Source organism: Skermanella rosea, from assembly GCF_016806835.2.
GTDB classification, from domain to species: Bacteria; Pseudomonadota; Alphaproteobacteria; order Azospirillales; family Azospirillaceae; genus Skermanella; species Skermanella rosea.
This window is the reverse complement of record NZ_CP086111.1, coordinates 135,865-153,207: the sequence shown is the minus strand read 5'-3', so window position 1 is coordinate 153,207 and position 17,343 is coordinate 135,865. Positions and strand designations below refer to the sequence as shown.

The window sequence follows — 17,343 nt, the reverse complement described above, 5'->3', positions numbered from 1 at the left end:
CCTTCCCGACTAATCGTCGTGCCGGTTGCTGCGCAGACGCTTCACCGCGGACCGCTGGCCCTTGGCCTCCAGGCGCCGCTGCTTGGACCCGAAAGTCGGCTTCGTGGGACGCCTGGGAGTAGGCGGGATCGACGCTTCGCGGATCATGTCGGTCAGGCGCTCCAGCGCCGCGTCGCGGTTGCGCCGCTGGCTGCGGTACTGGTCGGCGACCAGGATCAGGACGCCGTCCTGGGTCAGGCGGTTTCCGGCCAGCCGTTCCAGCCGCAGGCGCACGTCGTCGGGCAGGTTGGGCGACCGGCGCACGTCGAAGCGGAGCTGGACGGCGGTCTCCGTCTTGTTGACATGCTGGCCGCCAGGCCCCGAGGCCCGGACGAAGCTCTCCTCGATCTCGTCGTCGTCGAGGGATATGCGGTGCGTGATCCGGATCATGGGCCGACTATCGCCTTTCCCCCGGCCCCGCGCAACGGCTCCCCGAACCGGAACGCCATCCGTGGATATCCGTGCCCATCCGTGATCCCGGAACCCCGCCGGGCCGGCGCGCCGTCCGTCAGACGGAACCGGAGCCCTCGGAAGCGGCGCCCGCACCATGACGAATGCTGACATCCGCCCCCGGCGCGCCGGACGCCCGCGCGACCTGCATCAGCCAGAGCAGCAGCAGGAGCCCCGGCAGCGCCGCCGAGGTGGAGAGGACGTAATAGGTCACCCAGTCCATCCGGTCGGCCAGCCAGCCGCTGGATGCCGCCAGCAGGTCGCGCCCCAGGGCGGAGAAGGACGACAGCAGCGCGTACTGCGTGGCCGTATAGGCGACGTTGCACAGGCTCGACAGGTACGCCACGAAGGCCGCGGTCCCCATGCCGCCGGTCACGTTCTCGACCGCGATCACCACGGTCAGCATGCCGATGTCGTGGCCGCTGCGGGCCAGCAGGACGAACATCAGGTTCGACACCATCTGGAGCAGCCCGCACACCAGCAGGCTGCGCATCACGCCGAACCGGCTGACCACCACGCCGCCCAGCAGCCCGCCGGCGATCGAGGCCCCCAGGCCGAACGCCTTGGTGACGTTGGCGATCTCGATCTTGGTGAACCCCAGCTCCAGGTAGAACGGCGTCGCCATGGCCCCGGCATAGACGTCGCCCAGCTTGTAGATCGCGATGAACAGCAGGATCGCGGCCCAGGCCCGGCGCGTCATGAAATCGGCGAACGGCGCCACGACGGCGCCGAACAGCCAGGCCAGCAGCTCGGCGCGCCAGCCCTTCAGCCCTGGCCTCATCTCCAGGAAATCGGCGACCGAGCGCTCCCGCATCTCGGATTCGGGCGAGGCCCGGACCTCCGGCTCGCGGTTCAGCAGCATGGTGACGAGGCCGACGCCGACCAGCGCCGCCATGACCGCGTAGACCAGCGACCACGGCAGCACGCTCGCCAGATAGAGCGCCCCGGCCCCCGAGGTCAGCATGCCGATGCGGTAGCCCAGCACCACCGCCGCGGCGCCCGCGCCGTACTGGTTCTCGTCCAGGATCTCGACCCGCCAGGCGTCCAGCACGATGTCCTGGCTGGCCGAGCAGAACGACACGCACACGGCGAACAGCGCCATCCACCAGAGTTCGGCGACCGGATCGGTCGATCCCAGGCCGAGCAGCGACAGCATCAGGCCGGCCTGCGTCAGCACCGCCCAGCCGCGCCGCCGCCCCAGCAGCCGGGTCAGGACCGGCAGGCGCAGGCGGTCGATCAGGGGAGCCCAGGCGAATTTCAGGGTGTAGGGCAACCCCACCAGCGCGAACAGCCCGATCGCCGTCTTGGCGATCCCCCCTTCGACCAGCCAGACGCTCAGCGTGGCGCCGGTCAGCGCCAGCGGCAGCCCGCTGGAGAAACCCAGGAACAGGATCGCGATGACGCGGCGGTCGAGATAGACCGAGGCCGCGCCGGCCCAGGAGGACAGTGCCACGAGGATCGAAACTCCGCCGGGAGAACGGGATGCGCCGCGATTGCGCCGCAAGCGCCCGGTTTAGCCCGGCCATGGTTAACAAGCTGTGATCGGAACGTCGGGATCATCGGAAGCGGCACGCCGCCTCCCCCGTCACGCCTGCTCCCCGCCGCCCCCGCCGGCCCCGTTGGCCCCATCGGCCCCGCCGTCGCCATCGCCCTTCTGGCGCGCCCGCAGGTACTCGGCGAAGGCGAGCATGGCGAGCGGCCCCGGCTCCATCCCCTCCTGACCGGCCATCCAGTCGCGGAACTCCTGCGGGTCGGCGGTCGTCCGGATCACCGGCAGCCCGCGGATCCGGGCCTCCTCGACCAGCTCGTCCATGGTGGCGCGGTGGTACTGGAAGTCGTCCTCGGTCATGTCGTCGCCCAGGACCCGGCGGAAGTCCTCGAAGTTGGCGAAGTCCATGACGTCCAGCTCGCTGATCTCGCCGTTGTTGACCCGCTCGATGAAGGCCTCGACCGGATCGGCCTCGTCGTCCTCGTCCACCTCGCCTTCCATCCGTTCGACCTCGGCGGCCAGTTCGCCCAGCATCTCGTCGGTCATGTCGAGCTGGTACTCCACCGCCTCGGCGGCGGCCTCGAGCAGGCTGAACAGCACCCGCCCCTTGGCCCGCTTGGGCGTCAGCCAGACCAGGTCGGTCAGGAAGCTGCCGTCGCTCAGGGCGATCATGGACTCGCGCGGGTCGCCGGGCGGCGCCACCGCCATCGTGAAGGGGGGATCGCCCAGATGAACGACGGACATCTCCTCCTCCACGCGGATCTCCTCGGAGGTGAGGCCGAGACTGACCCCGACGACATAGGTGCGGCGCTTCACCGACATGAATCGTGTCTCCCTGCAACTTCCAGCCCGCTGTGTACCATGCCGCCGAGGGGCGGCACCATGGCCGAGACGCCTTCGGACCCGCCCCCGACCTTGATCCGGGCGCCCCGCCCCTCCATCATGCGCCGCGCAACGAGGCCAGCGGAGACTTGCCGATGAAATCCTCACCCTTGCTGATCGCCGCGGCGCTGCTGGCGGCGGGCGCCCTGATGCCGGCCGGCGCCTCGGCGCAGACCCGCGACCGCCTGGTCATCGGCATGCAGCTGGAGCCGCCGCACCTCGACCCGACGGCCGGCGCCGCCGCGGCGATCGACGAGGTGACCTATTCCAACCTGTTCGAGAGCCTGACCCGGATCGACGCGCGGGGCGAGGTGGTCCCCGGACTGGCGGAAAGCTGGGAGATTTCGCCCGACGGCCTGACCTATACCTTCAAGCTTCGGCCGGGCGTGACGTACCATGACGGCACCGGCTTCGACTCCTCCGACGTCAGGTTCGCGCTGGACCGGGCGCGCGGGGCGGATTCGGTCAACGCCCAGAAAGGCTATTTCGCGGCGATCGGATCGGTCGAGACGCCCGACCCGCTGACGGCCGTGGTCACCCTGACCCGGCCCGACGGGCAGTTCCTGTTCAACATGGGATCCAACGACGCCGCCATCGTGGCGCCCGAATCCGCCGCGACGAACCGGCAGAAGCCCGTCGGCACCGGCCCCTTCCGGTTCGACCGCTGGGTGTCCGGCGACCGGGTGGTGCTGGTGCGCAACCCCGGTTTCCGCGACCCCGCGGTGCCGAAGCTCGGCGAGGTGGTGTTCCGCTTCATCAGCGACCCGGCGGCCCAGCTGAACGCCATGCGCTCCGGCGACGTGGACGCCTTCCCCAACATCGGCGCCACCGAATCCCTGCCGGTGCTGGAGGCCGACAGGAGTTTCACCGTCGCCGTCGGCACGACCGAGGGGGAGACGGTGCTGGCGCTCAACAACGCCCGCAAGCCGTTCGACGACGTCCGGGTCCGCCGCGCCGTGGCCCATGCGGTCAACCGGCAGGACGTGATCGACGGGGCGATGTTCGGCTACGGCACGCCGATCGGCAGCCACTTCGCCCCGCACCGCGCCGGCTACGTGGACCTGACCGGCCTGTATCCCCACGACCCCGCCAAGGCGCGGGCGCTGCTGGCGGAAGCGGGCTATCCCGACGGCTTCGACGCCGTGATCAGGCTGCCGCCGCCGGTCTATGCCCGGCGCGGCGGGGAGATCATCGCCGCCCAGCTGGCCGAGGCGGGCATCCGTCTGCGGATCGAGCCGATGGAATGGGCGCCCTGGCTGGAGCAGGTGTTCCGCGGCCGGGACTTCGACATGACCATCGTCTCCCACGTGGAGCCGCTGGACATCGACGTCTACGACCGCCCCGACTACTATTTCGGCTACCGCAGCGAGCGCTTCGGAGCCGTCATGGACGAGCTGAGCCGCACGGTCGAGCCGGACCGGCGCGCCGCCCTGTATGGCGACGCCCAGCGCATCCTGGCGGAGGACAGCGCCAACGTCTTCCTGTTCCAGCTGCCCAAGGCGGGCGTCCACAAGGCCGGGCTGACCGGCCTATGGGAGAACAGCCCGGTTCCGGCCAACGACGTGACCGCCGTTTCGTGGAAATGAGGCGTTACGTGGAAGTGACATGACCGGGTTCCTCGCCCGGCGCCTGGTCGGCCTGGGACTGACGCTGTTCCTGGCGTCCCTGGTTGTCTTCACCGTGCTGGAGGTGCTGCCGGGGGACCCGGCCCTGCTGATGCTGGGCGTCGATGCCCGGCCCGACACCCTGGCGGCGCTGCGCGCCCAGATGGGCTTGGACCGGCCGGTCCCGGTCCGCTACCTCGCCTGGGTCGGGGGGCTGCTGGGCGGCGACATGGGAGTCAGCCACACCTACGGGGTGCCGGTCGGGGACCTCGTGCGCGACCGGCTGGCGGTCACCGTGCCGCTCGCCGCCCTGGCGATCCTGCTGTCCACCGCGGTGGCCCTGCCGCTCGGCATGGCGGCGGCGTCCCGGCGCGGCCGGCCGGCGGACTACGGCGTCATGGCGTTCAGCCAGCTGGGCGTGGCGATCCCCAACTTCTGGTTCGGCATCCTGCTGGTGCTGTGGCTGTCGGTCGGGCTGGGCTGGTTCGACGCCGGCGGCTTTCCCGGCTGGTCGGCCGGCGCCGGCCCGGCGCTGAAGGCCCTCCTGCTGCCGGCATTGACCCTGGGCCTCACCGAGGCCGCGATCCTGGCGCGGATCACCCGGGCGTCCATCCTCGACACCCTGGGGGAGGATTACGTCCGCACCGCCCGCGCCAAGGGCCTGGGTCCCGGGGCCGTGATGCGGCGGCACGTCCTGCGCAACGCCCTGATCCCGATCACGACCATCGTCGGGCTCCAGTTCGCCTTCCTGCTGGGCGGCGCCATCGTGGTCGAGAATGTCTTCTTCCTGCCGGGGCTGGGCCGGCTGCTGTTCCAGGCGATCAGCCAGCGCGACCTGATCGTGGTCAAGGACGTGGTGATGGTGATGGCGGCCCTGGTGGTCGCGGTCAACCTGATCGTCGACGTCCTCTACGCCGTGATCGACCCGCGGCCCAAGGGCGTCCCATGAACCCGCGAGGCCTGAGGCGCTTCAACCATTCCGGCCTGCTGATCGGCGGCGCGCTGACCCTGCTGATGGCGGCGCTGGCCCTGGTTTCCCTGGCCTGGACCCCCTATCCGCCGGAGGCGATGCGCATCGCGGCCAGGCTCCAGCCGCCGAGCGGCGCGCACTGGCTCGGCACCGACCATTTCGGCCGCGACATCCTGTCCATGATCATGGTCGGGGCGCGCAACTCCATCGCGGTCGGCGCCGTCGCGGTCGGGCTGGGCATGGCCGCCGGCGTGCCGCTGGGGCTGGCCGCCGCCGTGCTGGACGGCTGGACCGACGAGGCCGTGGGCCGCCTGACCGACCTGACCTTCGCGTTCCCGGCGATCCTGTCGGCGATCCTGATCACCGCCCTGCTGGGGCCGGGCGCCGTCAACGCCATCCTGGCGATCGGCATCTTCAATGTCGCCGTGTTCGCCCGGGTGACCCGGGGCGCCGCCCTCCAGGTGATGGGACGGCCGTTCGTCCGGGCCGCCGCCGCCCTGGGGCGCGGGCCGCTGTCGGTCACCCTGGTGCATGTGCTGCCCAATGTCGCCGGCGCCCTGGCCGTCCAGGCCACCATCTCCTTCGCGGTGGCGATCCTGGCGGAAGCCGGCCTCAGCTATCTCGGCCTGGGCATCCAGCCGCCGGCGCCGAGCTGGGGCAAGATGCTGAACGACGCCCAGACCTTCATGGCGCTCCGCCCGACGCTCGCGATCTTCCCCGGCGCCGCCATTGCCCTGGCCGTGCTGGGGCTGAACCTGCTGGGCGACGGCCTGCGCGACCTGCTGGACCCCCGCACGCGAAACTCTATGACGAATCTCACATGACGTACGTAATATAAGCCCCAGTAATATATGCAAAAATGTCTTTGTCGGCATTTTTCTTTCTTTAACATAATACGGCCGACTCTTCCGGTGACTTGATCAGCTCGGAGTTCGACAGGAGATCCTGCGACGAACCCTTGAAAATTCCCGCCCCGGCATGGCGGAGACAAAAACCGGAGGACTGGCCGATGAAGCGGCTCCAATCACTGAAGATCTCCACCAAGATCTATCTGCTGGTGGGTTTCCTGGGAATGATCGCGGCCCTGATCGGCGCCGTCGGCGTCGTCACCCTGCGCACGTACGAGGCCCAGGTGGACGCCATCACCGCGGCCTCGACCCGCGCCCTGCTGGGCGAGCGGGTCAACGGCCTCGTCAACTCGGTCGTGATGGACTCGCGCGGCGTCTACATGGCGGAGAACCCCGAGCGCGTCGAGAAGTTCGGCAAGCCGCTTCTGGAAAGCCTGAAGGCGATCGAGACCCTGGTCCGGGAATGGCGGCCCCTGGTTCCGGCCGACCATCTCGACCAGTTCGGGAAGGTGGAGGAGAAGGCCTCCGAGTTCGTCCGGTTCCGCACCAGGCTGGTCGAGCTCGGCCGCCAGGGCGGCGCCGCTCCCGCCCGGGAATGGGGCGACAACGACGCGAACCGGGCGAACCGGCAGGCGTTCAACAAGGAACTCCAGGCGATCGCCGCGCTGGACGCCGGCATGATCGGCGCCGGCTCCGCCGCGCTGGATACCTTCTACGACCGCATGCTGCTGACCCTGGCGCTTCTGTCGGTGCTCGGCGTCGGCTCCGCGGCGGGGCTCGCCATCGTGGTGGTGCGCCGGACGGTGACGGGGCCGCTCGGCGAGGTCACCGGCACCATGAAGCGGCTGGCCGGCGGCGATGCCGGCGTGGAGGTCAGGGGCACCGACCGCGGCGACGAGATCGGCGAGATGGCGCGCACCGTCGGGATCTTCCGGGACAACCTGAGGCACGCCGCGGCCCTGGAAGAGCAGCGTCTGGCCGACGAGGAGACCCGCGGACGGCGCAGCCGCAGCCTGGAGCGGCTGACCACCGAGTTCGGCGTCAACATCGACCAGGTGGTCAAGGCCGTCACGTCGCAGGCCGCCGAGATGCGCTCCGCCTCCGAGTCCATGTCGGCGATCGCCGAGGAGACGGCGCGCCAGTCCTCCGCCGCCGCCTCCGCCTCCGACCAGGCCCGCGTCAACGTCCAGACCGTCGCCGCCGCGGCGGAGGAGCTGAGCAGTTCCATCGGCGAGATCGGCCGGCAGGTCAGCGAGTCCTCGCGGGTCGCCGGGATCGCGGTGGCCGAGGTGGAGAAGACCAACGGCAGCGTAGCCGACCTGGTGGCCGCCGCGGACAAGATCGGCGAGGTGGTCAGCCTGATCAGCGACATCGCCAGCCAGACCAACCTGCTGGCGCTCAACGCCACGATCGAGGCGGCCCGGGCGGGCGAGGCCGGCAAGGGTTTCGCCATCGTCGCGTCGGAGGTCAAGAACCTGGCCAACCAGACCGCCAGGGCGACGGAGGAGATTTCCCTCCAGATCTCGGGCATGCAGAGCGCCACCTCGGGGGCGGTCGGCGCGATCCAGACCATCGGCGGCACCATCACCCGGATCGACGAGATCGTCACCGTGATCGCCGCCGCGGTCGAGGAGCAGGGCGTCGCCACCCGCGAGATCGCCCGCAACATCCAGGAGGCGTCGCGCGGCACCGACGAGGTCAGCACCAACATCAACGGCGTCCACGGCGCCGCCGGCGAGACCGGCCGGACCGCCACCCAGGTGCTGGACGCGGCCGCCGGCCTGGCCCGCCAGGCCGAGGCGCTGCACCGGGAAGTCGGCGACTTCATCACCCGCGTGAAGAGCGCGTGACGGCCTCCCGTCCGGCGCGGCGGCGGATGCGGCGGCTCAGCGGCCGCCGCGCTGGAGGGCGATCGGCTGGGTGAACTGGAGCTCGACGTCCCACGGGAAATAGATCCAGGTATCCTGGCTCACCTCGGTGATGAAGGTGTCGACCAGCGGACGCCCGGCCGGCTTGGCGTAGATCGTCGCGAAATGCGCCTTGGGGATCATCTTGCGCAGGACGGCGGCGGTCTTGCCGGTATCGACCAGGTCGTCGATGATCAGCCAGCCCTCGCCGTCGCCCTCGAAGCCCTTCAGGACGCGGGCTTCGCGCTGGTTCTGGTGGTCGTAGCTGGAGATGCAGACGGTATCGATCAGCCGGATGTCCAGCTCGCGGGCGATGATCGCGGCCGGCACCAGGCCGCCGCGGGTCACCGCGACGATGCCCTCCCAGGGGCCTTTCTCGGCCATGCGCCAGGCCAGGGCCTTGGCATGACGGTGCAGTTCTTCCCACGAGACGGGGAAATGCTTGATGTTGTCCTTATCGGCCACGGCCATTCTCCAGCGCGACTGTCCACCCGGTATGATCGGCCGCTTATAACTTACGGGCCGGTCCGCGGCAATCCGACGCTCCGCCCCGCCGGACAGGCCAGCTTTGCGGAGCGCATCGGCGCCGGACGCGTTAACCTGGGACCAACGCGTTCCACCGGTACCCAGACGGAAACAACAGACATGCTGAACACCGCATCCGCCCGCCGCGGCATGGTCGTCGCCCCGCATCATCTCGCGGCCCAGGCCGGCCTGTCCGTGCTGCGCGACGGCGGCACCGCCGTGGAGGCGATGGTCGCCGCCGCCGCCGCCGTCGCGGTGGTCTATCCCCACATGAACGGCATCGGCGGCGACGGCTTCTGGCTGATCGCGGAACCGGGCAAGCCGCCGGTCGGCATCGACGCCAGCGGCGCCGCGGCGGCCGCCGCGGTCCCGGACCTCTACCGCGGACACGGCCATGCAGCGATCCCCGCCCGCGGCCCCCTGGCCGCCAACACCGTGGCCGGCACCCTGTCCGGCTGGGGCGCGGCCCTGGCAACGGGCCGCGACTGGCCCGGGGCCCGCCTGCCGCTGTCCCGCCTGCTGGAGGACGCCGTCCACTACGCCCGCGACGGCGTGCCCGCGACCGGCGGACAGGTCCGCCTGACGGCGGCCAAGCGGGCGGAGCTGGAAACCGTGCCCGGCTTCGCCCCGGTCTTCCTGCCCGGCGGCTCCGTCCCGGCGCCGGGCGCGCGCTTCCGGCAGCCGGACCTGGCGGCGTCGCTGGAGCGGATCGCGACCGCCGGGGTGGACGACTTCTACCGCGGCGACCTGGCCCGCGCCGTCGCCGCCGGCCTGGAGCGGGCCGGCAGCCCCGTGGCGCTCGCCGACCTGGAAGCGCATCGGGCGCGCACCGTCCGGCCGCTCGGCGCCCGGCTGCGCAACGCCACGCTCTACAACATGACGCCGCCGACCCAGGGTCTCGCCTCGCTGATGATCCTCGCCCTGTTCGACCGGCTGGGCGTCGCGCGGGCCGACGGCTTCGACCATGTCCATGGCCTGGTGGAGGCGACCAAGCAGGCCTTCCTGGTGCGCGACCGCCACGTCACCGACCCCGCCCGCATGACGGCCGATCCGGCGGACTTCCTGACCGACGCCGCCCTCGCCGACCGGGCCGGCCGGATCGACCCGGCGCGGGCGATGCCCTGGCCGCGCTCGGGCCCTCCCGCCGACACGATCTGGATGGGGGCGATCGACGGTGCCGGCCGGGCGGTCAGCTTCATCCAGAGCACCTATTGGGAGTTCGGCTCCGGCGTGGTCGCCGGCGACACCGGCATCCTGTGGCAGAACCGCGGCTCCAGCTTCTCGCTCGACCCGAACGCCGTCAACGCGCTCGTCCCCGGCATGCGGCCCTTCCACACGCTGAACCCGGCGCTGGCCCGCTTCGACGACGGCCGGGTGATGCCCTACGGCACCATGGGCGGCGAGGGCCAGCCGCAGACCCAGGCGGCGGTCTTCAGCCGCTACGGCCTGTTCGGACAGGAACTGCAGCGGGCGGTGACGGCGCCGCGGTGGCTGCTGGGCCGCACCTGGGGCGCCGACAGCACCAACCTGAAGCTGGAAGCCCGCTTCGACCCCGAGGTGGTCGAGGCGCTCCGGTCGGCCGGCCACGACGTGGAGGTGGTGGAGCCCTTCAGCGACATGATGGGCCATGCCGGCGCCCTGGTGCTCCACCCCGACGGCACCATCGAGGGAGCCTCCGACTGCCGCTCCGACGGCGCCGTGGCCGCCTTCTGACCCGGCCTTCAAAAATCTTTCAGAAGGGGGTTGCGCGGCGCGGTCCCATTGGCTAATTACAGGCCGCACGACGGACCGCACGGTCCAACGCCCCGCAAGAGGCGGTCGTGAAATGGCAAGCGCCCGTAGCTCAACTGGATAGAGCATCTGACTACGGATCAGAAGGCTAGGAGTTCGAATCTCTTCGGGCGCGCCACTTCAGGAATTTCAGAGGGCCTGGAAAACGACGGTTTTCCAGGCCCTCTTCGTTTTGGCCGATGTTCCCTCGGCGCTCGCACGCTGGTCCTGCTCATCCCCCGGGGCCGCGCATCAGGCTTGCGGAAACGGATTACCCCTTCCGTTGACGCACTGGCCGCGCTCCCATAAAATGCCGGACAATCGGCTGCGTCCTGGTCCGTATTTCGATCACCCGCGAAGGCCGGTTTCGGGATTGTCGCTGCGCGCGACCGGCACGGAACGGGGTGAGCCACGATGGCCGATATTGACATTCGCTTGGCCGGTCCCGGCATCCACCCGCCCGATATCCACCCGCCCGACCATGACGGGAATGACTCCCCGGCCCCTCATCCCGTCCAGTCCGTCGCGGCCCTCCTCAAGGTCGCGCATGCCTTCAAGGTCTTCATCCCGGAAGTGAACGGCGGAATACCGGAGGTCATGCGGCTCCTCGCCGCCGGTCTCGCAGGGCGCTGCCGCTCCGAGGTGCTGGTCTCCCGGGTCAGGGGGGCCGGCGGATCCGAACTGGTCGAGGGTATCGAGGTCCACCGGACCTCCTCCTTGCGGAGCGTCTGGTCGATGCCGATCTCCCCGGTTTATCCGGTGGATCTCTGGGCGACCGCCCGCCGGGTCGACGTGGTCGACTACCACGCGCCCTTTCCGCTGGTCGATCTGGCGGTAAGCCTGTGGTTCCCGCGGCGGACGGCGCTGGTGGTCCACTGGCATTCGGAGATCGTGGCCCAGCGGCGCATTCTGCCGATAGTCGGCCCCTTCATCCGCCGCGCGCTTCGGCGGGCCGACCGGATCATCGTTTCGGCGCCCGTCATGATCGAGCAGTCGCCGTTCCTGAAGCCCGTATCGGCCAAGTGCGTGGTGGTCCCCTACGGCATAGACGTCGGCTGCTGGGCCGTGCCAAGCGACGCCCAGCGGCACCGGATCCAGGAGATCCGCGCGCTTCATCCGCGCCTGATCGTCGCGACCGGCCGGCTCGTTCCCTACAAGGGTTTCGATGTCCTGATCGAGGCCATGCGCCGGGTCAGGGGCGACCTCGTCATCGTCGGGACCGGGCCGCTGGAGGAAGCGCTGCGGCGGCAGATCGCCGCGGCCGGCCTCCAGGACCGGGTAACGCTGGTCGGGTATCTGGAGCGGCAGGATCTGCAATCCCTGCTCCACGCGTGCCGGGTCTTCGCCCTGCCGTCGGTCGAGAAGAGCGAGACCTTCGGCATCGCCCAGGCCGAGGCCATGGCGTGCGGACGGCCTGTCGTCAATACCAGCCTGCCGACCGCGGTGCCCTGGGTCGCCCGCGACGGCATCGAGGCCCTGACCGTATCGCCGGGTTCGGCGGCACCGCTGGCAGAAGCCCTCAACCATCTGCTCGATCACGAGGACATGGCCGCCGCCATGGGTCGGCGCGGGCGCGAGCGCGCGGAGGCCCTGTTCAGCCTGGGGTCCTTCCTGGACCGGACCTTCGACGTGTACCGGCAGGCGGCAGAGGAACGCGGACGACGCCACCGATCCTAGCGGAATATGCAGATCGCGCCTTTCACGCTCCAAGGAGGGCACGCCACCCTTGCATACGCATAGGAGAGGGTCATGCTTCCCGAATATCAACTTGACGCTGCCTCCGGGACCCTGGCAAGGTGCGGTCGTCGAGCTCTGCCACCCCATACGCAACCGCCCCGTTTCGTAACCCCTGCGCCTGAGCAACCCGCATTTTGAGCTCCCTCCTACGCAAGTCGCCGTGGCGAGCGGCGAGTGAATGCCGGCTCCCGAGGTACACTATGCCATCCCGGCGGTTCGGCTGCGCGACACCATGAAGGTCATCCTCAACGTCGAATCGATCGTGCCGCCGGTCACCGGCATCGGCCGGTACACGTCCGAGATCCTGGCGGGGCTTCTGGCCCGCGGCTTCGGCGACGAACTGCACTGCTTCTCGCATTTCCGCTGGGTCGACTCGAAGCGGGTGATGAATGCCTCCGCCGAGCAGCCGGGGGACAGCAGGATCAGGCCGTTCCTGCGCTCCCTGCCCTACGCCTACGAGATGCGCTGCGTCGCCCGGAACGCGGTCTTCCGGCGGAGCGCCCGCCGGCTCAAGGGCGCCGTCTACCACGAGCCGAACTATATCCTGAAGCCCTTCGACGGCCCCTGCCTGGTCAACTGCCACGACCTGTCGTACCTGCATTACCCGGAACACCATCCGCCCGAGCGGGTCCGCTACCTGGAGCGGAACCTGGAGAAATCGCTGCGCCGGGCCGACCGGATCGTCACCCTCAGCGACTCCATCAGGCGGGAGGTGATCGATACCTTCTCCTTCGATCCCGCCGCCGTGGTCACCGTGCCGGTCGGCGTCGATGGACGGTTCCGCCCGCATGACGGCGACGAGACCCGGGCGGTGATGGACCGCCATGGCTTGCGGCACGGCCGCTATATCCTGTCGGTCGCGACCATCGAGCCGCGCAAGAACCTGCACGGGCTGCTGCGGGCGTTCATGAGGCTGCCGCCGGACCTGCGGGCGGAGTTCCCGCTGGTCCTGTGCGGCGCCACCGGCTGGCGGGAAAGCCAGGTGGAGCAGTCGCTCGCCGCGCTGGCCCGGGAGGGCGGCATCCGGAGACTCGGCTACATTCCCGAAGCGGATCTGCCGGTCCTCTATGCGGGCGCCGGCGCCTTCGCGTTTCCCTCGTTCTACGAGGGCTTCGGGTTGCCGCCCCTCGAAGCGATGGCGAGCGGAACGCCCGTGCTCGCCTCCGCCACCGGCAGTATCCAGGAGGTCGTGGGCGGGGCCGGGCTGCTGGTCGATCCCCATGACGAGGATGCCCTCGCCGCGGGGCTGGAAAGGATCCTGACCGACCAGGATCTCCGCCGATCCTGCGTCGCCGCCGGGATCGACCGTGCCCGCGGCTTCAGTTGGACGTCGTGCGTCGACCGGACGATCTTCCTCTATGAGGAGTTGCTGGCAGCGGCGTCATGACGATTCGCCGACCGCCGTTCGGCCGAAGGATGAATGCCAATTTGGGGTTGGACACCGTACACTTTCGGTCGTATCCTGCGATTGGTCGCATTTTAGATATTTGGCGTCGCCTGGCCGGGTGACGCAGGGTCCGAAGGTTCTGCCATGGTCGTCTCCGCCGTCGATACCTCCCTGATGCGCTCTGCGCCGAAGGTGACGGAACTGGTCCAGCAGATGAAGCAGAACGTCCAGAAGTCCCAGGCCCTCATCGACCAGACCAACAACTCCACCAAGCCGGTACCAAAGGTCGACCAGCTCAACAGCCAGGCCGCGGCGATCAGCCAGGGTTACCGTCAATCCATCGAGGAAGGCAAACAGGCGGCGAAGCCGCTGCCCAAGACCCAGTCTCTGGTAAGCCAGGCCAGCGCCATCAGCCAGGCCTACCGGCAGTCCATCGAGGAAGGCAAGCAGGCGACCAAGCCGCTGCCCAAGACCGAAGCGCTGGTCAGCCAGGCCGGAGCGATCTCCCAGGGCTACAAGCAGGCGGTCCAGCAGGGCAACGATGCCGCGAAGCCGATACCCAAGACCGAGGCGCTGGCTTCCCAGGCCGCCGCGATCAGCCAGGGCTACCGGCAGGCGGTCGAGCAGACCAAGAACGCCATGAAGGCGTTGCCGAAGACCGAGGCCCTGACCCAGCAGACCTCTGCCGCCGTCAGCCGGATCGAGCAGCAGGCCAAGCAGAGCGCCGACGCGGCGGCCTCCGCCGGCAGCAAGGCCCGCGCCGCCGCCCCGCCGGGCGGCCAGGTGAACATGAAGGCCTGACCGGTCCCGCGGCCGGCCTGTCCGGAGGGCCTGTCCGGAACATTCGGAGTTCCCAGGCGGTTTCAGGAGGGTCCTCAAGCCATCCGCGCCGTCCGACAGGAACTTCCATGCCCCTGATCATCTTCCTGATTCTCGTCGTCCTGATCGCCATGTTCGGCTTCTGGGACACGCTGAGCGCCCTGCTGGGCAGCCTTCTGATGATCATCCTGTTCGCGGCCGCCGCGGCCGGCCTCGTGGTCCTGGCCGGGATGTATGCGTGGCGCCGGATCAAGCGGCGCCCCTGAGTCCACGCCCCCTGAGTCCACCGCCCCTGCCCCGGTGCGGCTTTTCCCAAAGGTCACCCGACACCATATCAAGGTCCAGGGGCCGGATGATCGGCCCAGGAGCGATCCCTTGAACCGAAGACAGCTTTTTTTTGGAGGCACCATGGCGATCCTTGGCGCAGGCGGGCTGTTCAAGTCGCTGACCGGCGGCACGAACCAGGCATCGGCCACCCAGTTTCCCGTCCAGAAGGCGGATGCCGAGTGGCGCCAGCAGCTGACGCCGGAGCAGTATCACGTCCTCCGCGAGCACGGCACCGAGCGCGCCGGAACAAGCCCGCTCAATGCGGAGAAGCGCCCCGGCACCTTCGTCTGCGCCGGCTGCGGCCAGGATCTTTTCGCGGCGGACACGAAGTACGAGAGCGGCACCGGCTGGCCCAGCTTCTGGCAGCCGCTCGACGGCGCCGTGGAAACGACCGAGGACCGTTCCTTCTTCATGACCCGCACCGAGGTCCATTGCAGCAACTGCGGCGGGCACCTGGGGCATGTGTTCGAGGACGGCCCCAAGCCGACCGGACTGCGCTATTGCATGAACGGCATCGCCATGGGCTTCAAGCCCGCCTGACGGTTTCCCGCCGCCGCGGATGTGGCGGCATTAACCGCAATTAAACGCCCAATCTGATACGAATCCAAGTGTTCCGGTCCCGTAGAGGGGCTGCTGGCTTGGGTTCGTGTCATGCGCTTGCGGCTTGTCCTGGTCCATTGCCTGATCCTGGCGGCGCTCTCCGGCTGTGCCCGGGGACTCGTGATCACCGACGGGACAGGCGGACAGGCCACCCCGGAGGGACTCCGGGACATCGAGATTTCCGGGGTCATCACCCAGGCGACGGCCAACCGGGTGCTCGACCAGTTGAACGCCGCTACCGGCCCCACGGTGCGGCTGCACCTGGACAGCCCGGGCGGCGACGTCTCGGCGGCCTTGCAGATCCATGAAAGATTGCGGACGGGAGACTGGACGGTCACGACCAGCGTCGCCGACACCGCGCAATGCATGTCGTCCTGCACCCTGATCTTCACCGCCGGCGACCATCGGCTGGCCGGCCCGAGATCGCGGTTCCGGTTCCATGCGCCGCTCTATGTCGGACGGCTGCCGCTGCCCGGCCCGGTCGTCGACCTGATCGAGGCCATGGCCCGGCGCGGCATCGCCAACACCTATGCCGGCGTCTCGCCCGAATTCGCCCGTCATCTGGCCGACCCGGCCATCCGGGCGCTGCATTCCCGGCGAGGGCTGGCCCTCAGCGGCGCGCAGCTGGCGCAACGCGGCGACCGTTTCGTGACGGGACTGGTCGAACCGGATCCGGTCGGGACGGGCGCCCCCGTCCCGCTCAATCGTCCATTACCCGTGCGGTATTGATCGCGTCGGAAACGCTGACGCCCTTGCGGATGATATTGTCGACGATCCGTCCCTGGACCAGATGGATGCCGATCCTGTGGGCGAACAGCAGGCCGGAGACCGTGCCGCACCTGGCCAGGACGAAGCGGCAATTGTCCTGGTTTCTGATGCGTTCCTCGAGATTGTCGTACTCGTTGCGGTCCATCTCCAGCATGTCCGGCGACCAGAACACCTTGGCATAGTCGCAGGCCATGTATTCCAGGTCCATGTGAGTGACCCAGAACGGCGTCAGGCCGTCGATGCAGATCGAATAGCCGCGATTCCGGGCGAAATCGACGACTTCCCGGTAAAGGCTCTCGTTCTCGATCAGGTCGACCTTGTTGATCTCCAGCACCACGTTGCCGCGCAGTTCGGCCGTGAGCCGCTCATCGAACCTCACGAACGCCGCTGACAGGACCGTCGTCAGATTGATGTTGAGGCCGATCTTGTGGCCACGGATGAAATCTATGCCGTAGTTCAGCGTCTTCAGGATGGACTGGTCGAGGTTCGAGGTGAAATAGTTGAACAACCATCGGTTTGCGGTAATGTCGAACTCCGGGCTGAGCCGGTCTTCCACGCTCTTGACCGCGATATAGAGCTCGAAATACTCGCGGTGGTTCCGGGCCTCCGGCCGGATGTCCATCACCGGCTGGTTGAGCATGAAGGGCGACAGGTCGAAGATCGCCATTTGGCGCTCGATCCGCGCCAGCTCTTCGAGCGTGACCGACGGCTTGGTCCTGGCCTTTGCGCCGTCCGGACCTCCGGTAACGTCCAGCCCTTCGATGAAGCGGATCACGTTCACGAAGTTGAGCGACAGCTCCATGATCGAATATAGACTGTCCTCCCGATAGGGGTTGAGCCCCATCATCTGCGTCCGCGACAGCATCAGCCGCTCGATCTTCTGGCAGATGTCGGTGATGGTCGAGAACTTGATCCCCTTGTAGAGGAAGATGATGTCTTCGTTCGACAGGTTGAACAGCTGGAGGAAGGCCGAGTTCTCCGAGATTTCCTGCACGGCCCGGCGGATCGCCGCGATGTCTCCCAGGTTCTTGTCCTTCAGCAGGGACAGGTGGAGGTGAACGAGGCGCAGCCCCTGCAATTCGCGCTTGGCCGAATGAAGCAAGGCCAGCAGCTTGGCATCGTCGTGAGAGGGCTTGACCGGCACGGCCGCCGGCTTCTCGCCGGGCTTGACCCGGCTCCAGTCACGGGCGGAACGTTCCGTCTTGGCAGGATTCATCATGG

At 68.9% G+C, this 17,343-nt stretch carries 16 protein-coding genes and 1 tRNA gene; 12 read left to right on the top strand and 5 right to left on the bottom strand.

All coding sequences use genetic code 11. The annotated features are described in order from the left end of the window. Positions 1 to 9: 9 nt before the first annotated feature. The 3 genes from arfB to JL101_RS00675 all read right to left on the bottom strand — a co-directional run bounded on the left by arfB (position 10) and on the right by JL101_RS00675 (position 2,800). Positions 10 to 429, bottom strand: coding sequence for an alternative ribosome rescue aminoacyl-tRNA hydrolase ArfB (arfB, locus tag JL101_RS00685; protein WP_203103916.1), 420 nt, complete (start codon positions 427 to 429; stop codon positions 10 to 12). 118 nt (positions 430 to 547) lie between these two features. Beyond that, positions 548 to 1,942 carry an AmpG family muropeptide MFS transporter gene (locus JL101_RS00680; protein WP_203103914.1) on the bottom strand — a complete coding sequence of 465 codons (1,395 nt, stop codon included), beginning with the start codon at positions 1,940 to 1,942 and terminating at the stop codon, positions 548 to 550. Positions 1,943 to 2,074: 132 nt separating this feature from the next. Next, positions 2,075 to 2,800 carry a hypothetical protein gene (locus JL101_RS00675; RefSeq protein ID WP_203103912.1) on the bottom strand — a complete coding sequence of 242 codons (726 nt, stop codon included), beginning with the start codon at positions 2,798 to 2,800 and terminating at the stop codon, positions 2,075 to 2,077. Positions 2,801 to 2,955: 155 nt separating this feature from the next. Between JL101_RS00675 and JL101_RS00670 the strand changes: the two genes are divergently transcribed. The 4 genes from JL101_RS00670 (at position 2,956) to JL101_RS00655 (ending at position 8,132) form a co-directional block, all read left to right on the top strand. Then, the gene (locus JL101_RS00670) at positions 2,956 to 4,446 is read left to right on the top strand and encodes an ABC transporter substrate-binding protein (RefSeq protein ID WP_203103910.1); all 1,491 of its coding nucleotides are present in this window, start codon (positions 2,956 to 2,958) and stop codon (positions 4,444 to 4,446) included. Positions 4,447 to 4,465: 19 nt separating this feature from the next. Next, positions 4,466 to 5,413: an ABC transporter permease gene (locus JL101_RS00665; RefSeq protein ID WP_203103908.1), complete on the top strand. Its 948-nt coding sequence runs from the start codon at positions 4,466 to 4,468 to the stop codon at positions 5,411 to 5,413. Next, positions 5,410 to 6,258, top strand: coding sequence for an ABC transporter permease (locus JL101_RS00660; RefSeq protein ID WP_203103906.1), 849 nt, complete (start codon positions 5,410 to 5,412; stop codon positions 6,256 to 6,258). The genes JL101_RS00665 and JL101_RS00660 overlap by 4 nt, the downstream gene beginning before the upstream one ends. Before the next feature lie 185 nt (positions 6,259 to 6,443). Beyond that, positions 6,444 to 8,132, top strand: a complete 1,689-nt coding sequence (locus tag JL101_RS00655; RefSeq protein ID WP_203103904.1) for a methyl-accepting chemotaxis protein — start codon at positions 6,444 to 6,446, stop codon at positions 8,130 to 8,132. A gap of 36 nt (positions 8,133 to 8,168) precedes the next feature. Here JL101_RS00655 and gpt read toward each other — a convergent pair whose 3' ends face one another. After that, positions 8,169 to 8,636 (bottom strand): xanthine phosphoribosyltransferase, encoded by a 468-nt coding sequence (gpt, locus tag JL101_RS00650; RefSeq protein ID WP_371821899.1) that lies wholly within the window; start codon positions 8,634 to 8,636, stop codon positions 8,169 to 8,171. A gap of 198 nt (positions 8,637 to 8,834) precedes the next feature. Here gpt and JL101_RS00645 point away from each other — a divergent pair, with 198 nt between their 5' ends. The 8 genes from JL101_RS00645 (at position 8,835) to JL101_RS00610 (ending at position 16,083) form a co-directional block, all read left to right on the top strand. Further along, complete coding sequence (locus JL101_RS00645) at positions 8,835 to 10,427, top strand: gamma-glutamyltransferase family protein (protein WP_203103900.1); 1,593 nt, start codon at positions 8,835 to 8,837, stop codon at positions 10,425 to 10,427. Between the two features lie 119 nt (positions 10,428 to 10,546). Then, positions 10,547 to 10,623, top strand: a tRNA-Arg gene (locus JL101_RS00640). Positions 10,624 to 10,898: 275 nt separating this feature from the next. Next, complete coding sequence (locus JL101_RS00635; RefSeq protein WP_203103898.1) at positions 10,899 to 12,161, top strand: glycosyltransferase; 1,263 nt, start codon at positions 10,899 to 10,901, stop codon at positions 12,159 to 12,161. A 238-nt stretch (positions 12,162 to 12,399) separates the two neighbouring features. Next, positions 12,400 to 13,608, top strand: a complete 1,209-nt coding sequence (locus JL101_RS00630; protein WP_203103896.1) for a glycosyltransferase family 4 protein — start codon at positions 12,400 to 12,402, stop codon at positions 13,606 to 13,608. A gap of 144 nt (positions 13,609 to 13,752) precedes the next feature. Further along, positions 13,753 to 14,409, top strand: coding sequence for a hypothetical protein (locus JL101_RS00625; protein ID WP_203103894.1), 657 nt, complete (start codon positions 13,753 to 13,755; stop codon positions 14,407 to 14,409). A 107-nt stretch (positions 14,410 to 14,516) separates the two neighbouring features. Then, complete coding sequence (locus JL101_RS00620) at positions 14,517 to 14,693, top strand: hypothetical protein (protein ID WP_203103892.1); 177 nt, start codon at positions 14,517 to 14,519, stop codon at positions 14,691 to 14,693. Positions 14,694 to 14,835: 142 nt separating this feature from the next. Next, a complete protein-coding gene (msrB, locus tag JL101_RS00615) occupies positions 14,836 to 15,294 on the top strand; it encodes a peptide-methionine (R)-S-oxide reductase MsrB (RefSeq protein ID WP_203103890.1) in 459 nt (152 codons plus the stop codon). A 111-nt stretch (positions 15,295 to 15,405) separates the two neighbouring features. Continuing rightward, positions 15,406 to 16,083 carry an ATP-dependent Clp protease proteolytic subunit gene (locus tag JL101_RS00610; RefSeq protein ID WP_203103888.1) on the top strand — a complete coding sequence of 226 codons (678 nt, stop codon included), beginning with the start codon at positions 15,406 to 15,408 and terminating at the stop codon, positions 16,081 to 16,083. Here JL101_RS00610 and JL101_RS00605 read toward each other — a convergent pair. Further along, positions 16,055 to 17,341, bottom strand: coding sequence for an EAL domain-containing protein (locus tag JL101_RS00605; RefSeq protein WP_228435221.1), 1,287 nt, complete (start codon positions 17,339 to 17,341; stop codon positions 16,055 to 16,057). The genes JL101_RS00610 and JL101_RS00605 overlap by 29 nt on opposite strands. Between the last annotated feature and the right edge of the window lie 2 nt (positions 17,342 to 17,343).

Excerpts from the sequence above, each read along its gene's own strand:
- JL101_RS00630 (WP_203103896.1), top strand. The coding sequence starts at position 12,400 with ATGCCGGCTCCCGAGGTACACTATGCCATCCCGGCGGTTCGGCTGCGC.
- JL101_RS00605 (WP_228435221.1), bottom strand. The coding sequence starts at position 17,341 with ATGATGAATCCTGCCAAGACGGAACGTTCCGCCCGTGACTGGAGCCGG.
- msrB (WP_203103890.1), top strand. The coding sequence starts at position 14,836 with ATGGCGATCCTTGGCGCAGGCGGGCTGTTCAAGTCGCTGACCGGCGGC.
- JL101_RS00635 (WP_203103898.1), top strand. The coding sequence starts at position 10,899 with ATGGCCGATATTGACATTCGCTTGGCCGGTCCCGGCATCCACCCGCCC.
- arfB (WP_203103916.1), bottom strand. The coding sequence starts at position 429 with ATGATCCGGATCACGCACCGCATATCCCTCGACGACGACGAGATCGAG.
- JL101_RS00670 (WP_203103910.1), top strand. The coding sequence starts at position 2,956 with ATGAAATCCTCACCCTTGCTGATCGCCGCGGCGCTGCTGGCGGCGGGC.
- JL101_RS00610 (WP_203103888.1), top strand. The coding sequence starts at position 15,406 with ATGCGCTTGCGGCTTGTCCTGGTCCATTGCCTGATCCTGGCGGCGCTC.
- JL101_RS00645 (WP_203103900.1), top strand. The coding sequence starts at position 8,835 with ATGCTGAACACCGCATCCGCCCGCCGCGGCATGGTCGTCGCCCCGCAT.
- JL101_RS00660 (WP_203103906.1), top strand. The coding sequence starts at position 5,410 with ATGAACCCGCGAGGCCTGAGGCGCTTCAACCATTCCGGCCTGCTGATC.
- JL101_RS00625 (WP_203103894.1), top strand. The coding sequence starts at position 13,753 with ATGGTCGTCTCCGCCGTCGATACCTCCCTGATGCGCTCTGCGCCGAAG.
- JL101_RS00620 (WP_203103892.1), top strand. The coding sequence starts at position 14,517 with ATGCCCCTGATCATCTTCCTGATTCTCGTCGTCCTGATCGCCATGTTC.
- JL101_RS00655 (WP_203103904.1), top strand. The coding sequence starts at position 6,444 with ATGAAGCGGCTCCAATCACTGAAGATCTCCACCAAGATCTATCTGCTG.
- JL101_RS00665 (WP_203103908.1), top strand. The coding sequence starts at position 4,466 with ATGACCGGGTTCCTCGCCCGGCGCCTGGTCGGCCTGGGACTGACGCTG.
- JL101_RS00675 (WP_203103912.1), bottom strand. The coding sequence starts at position 2,800 with ATGTCGGTGAAGCGCCGCACCTATGTCGTCGGGGTCAGTCTCGGCCTC.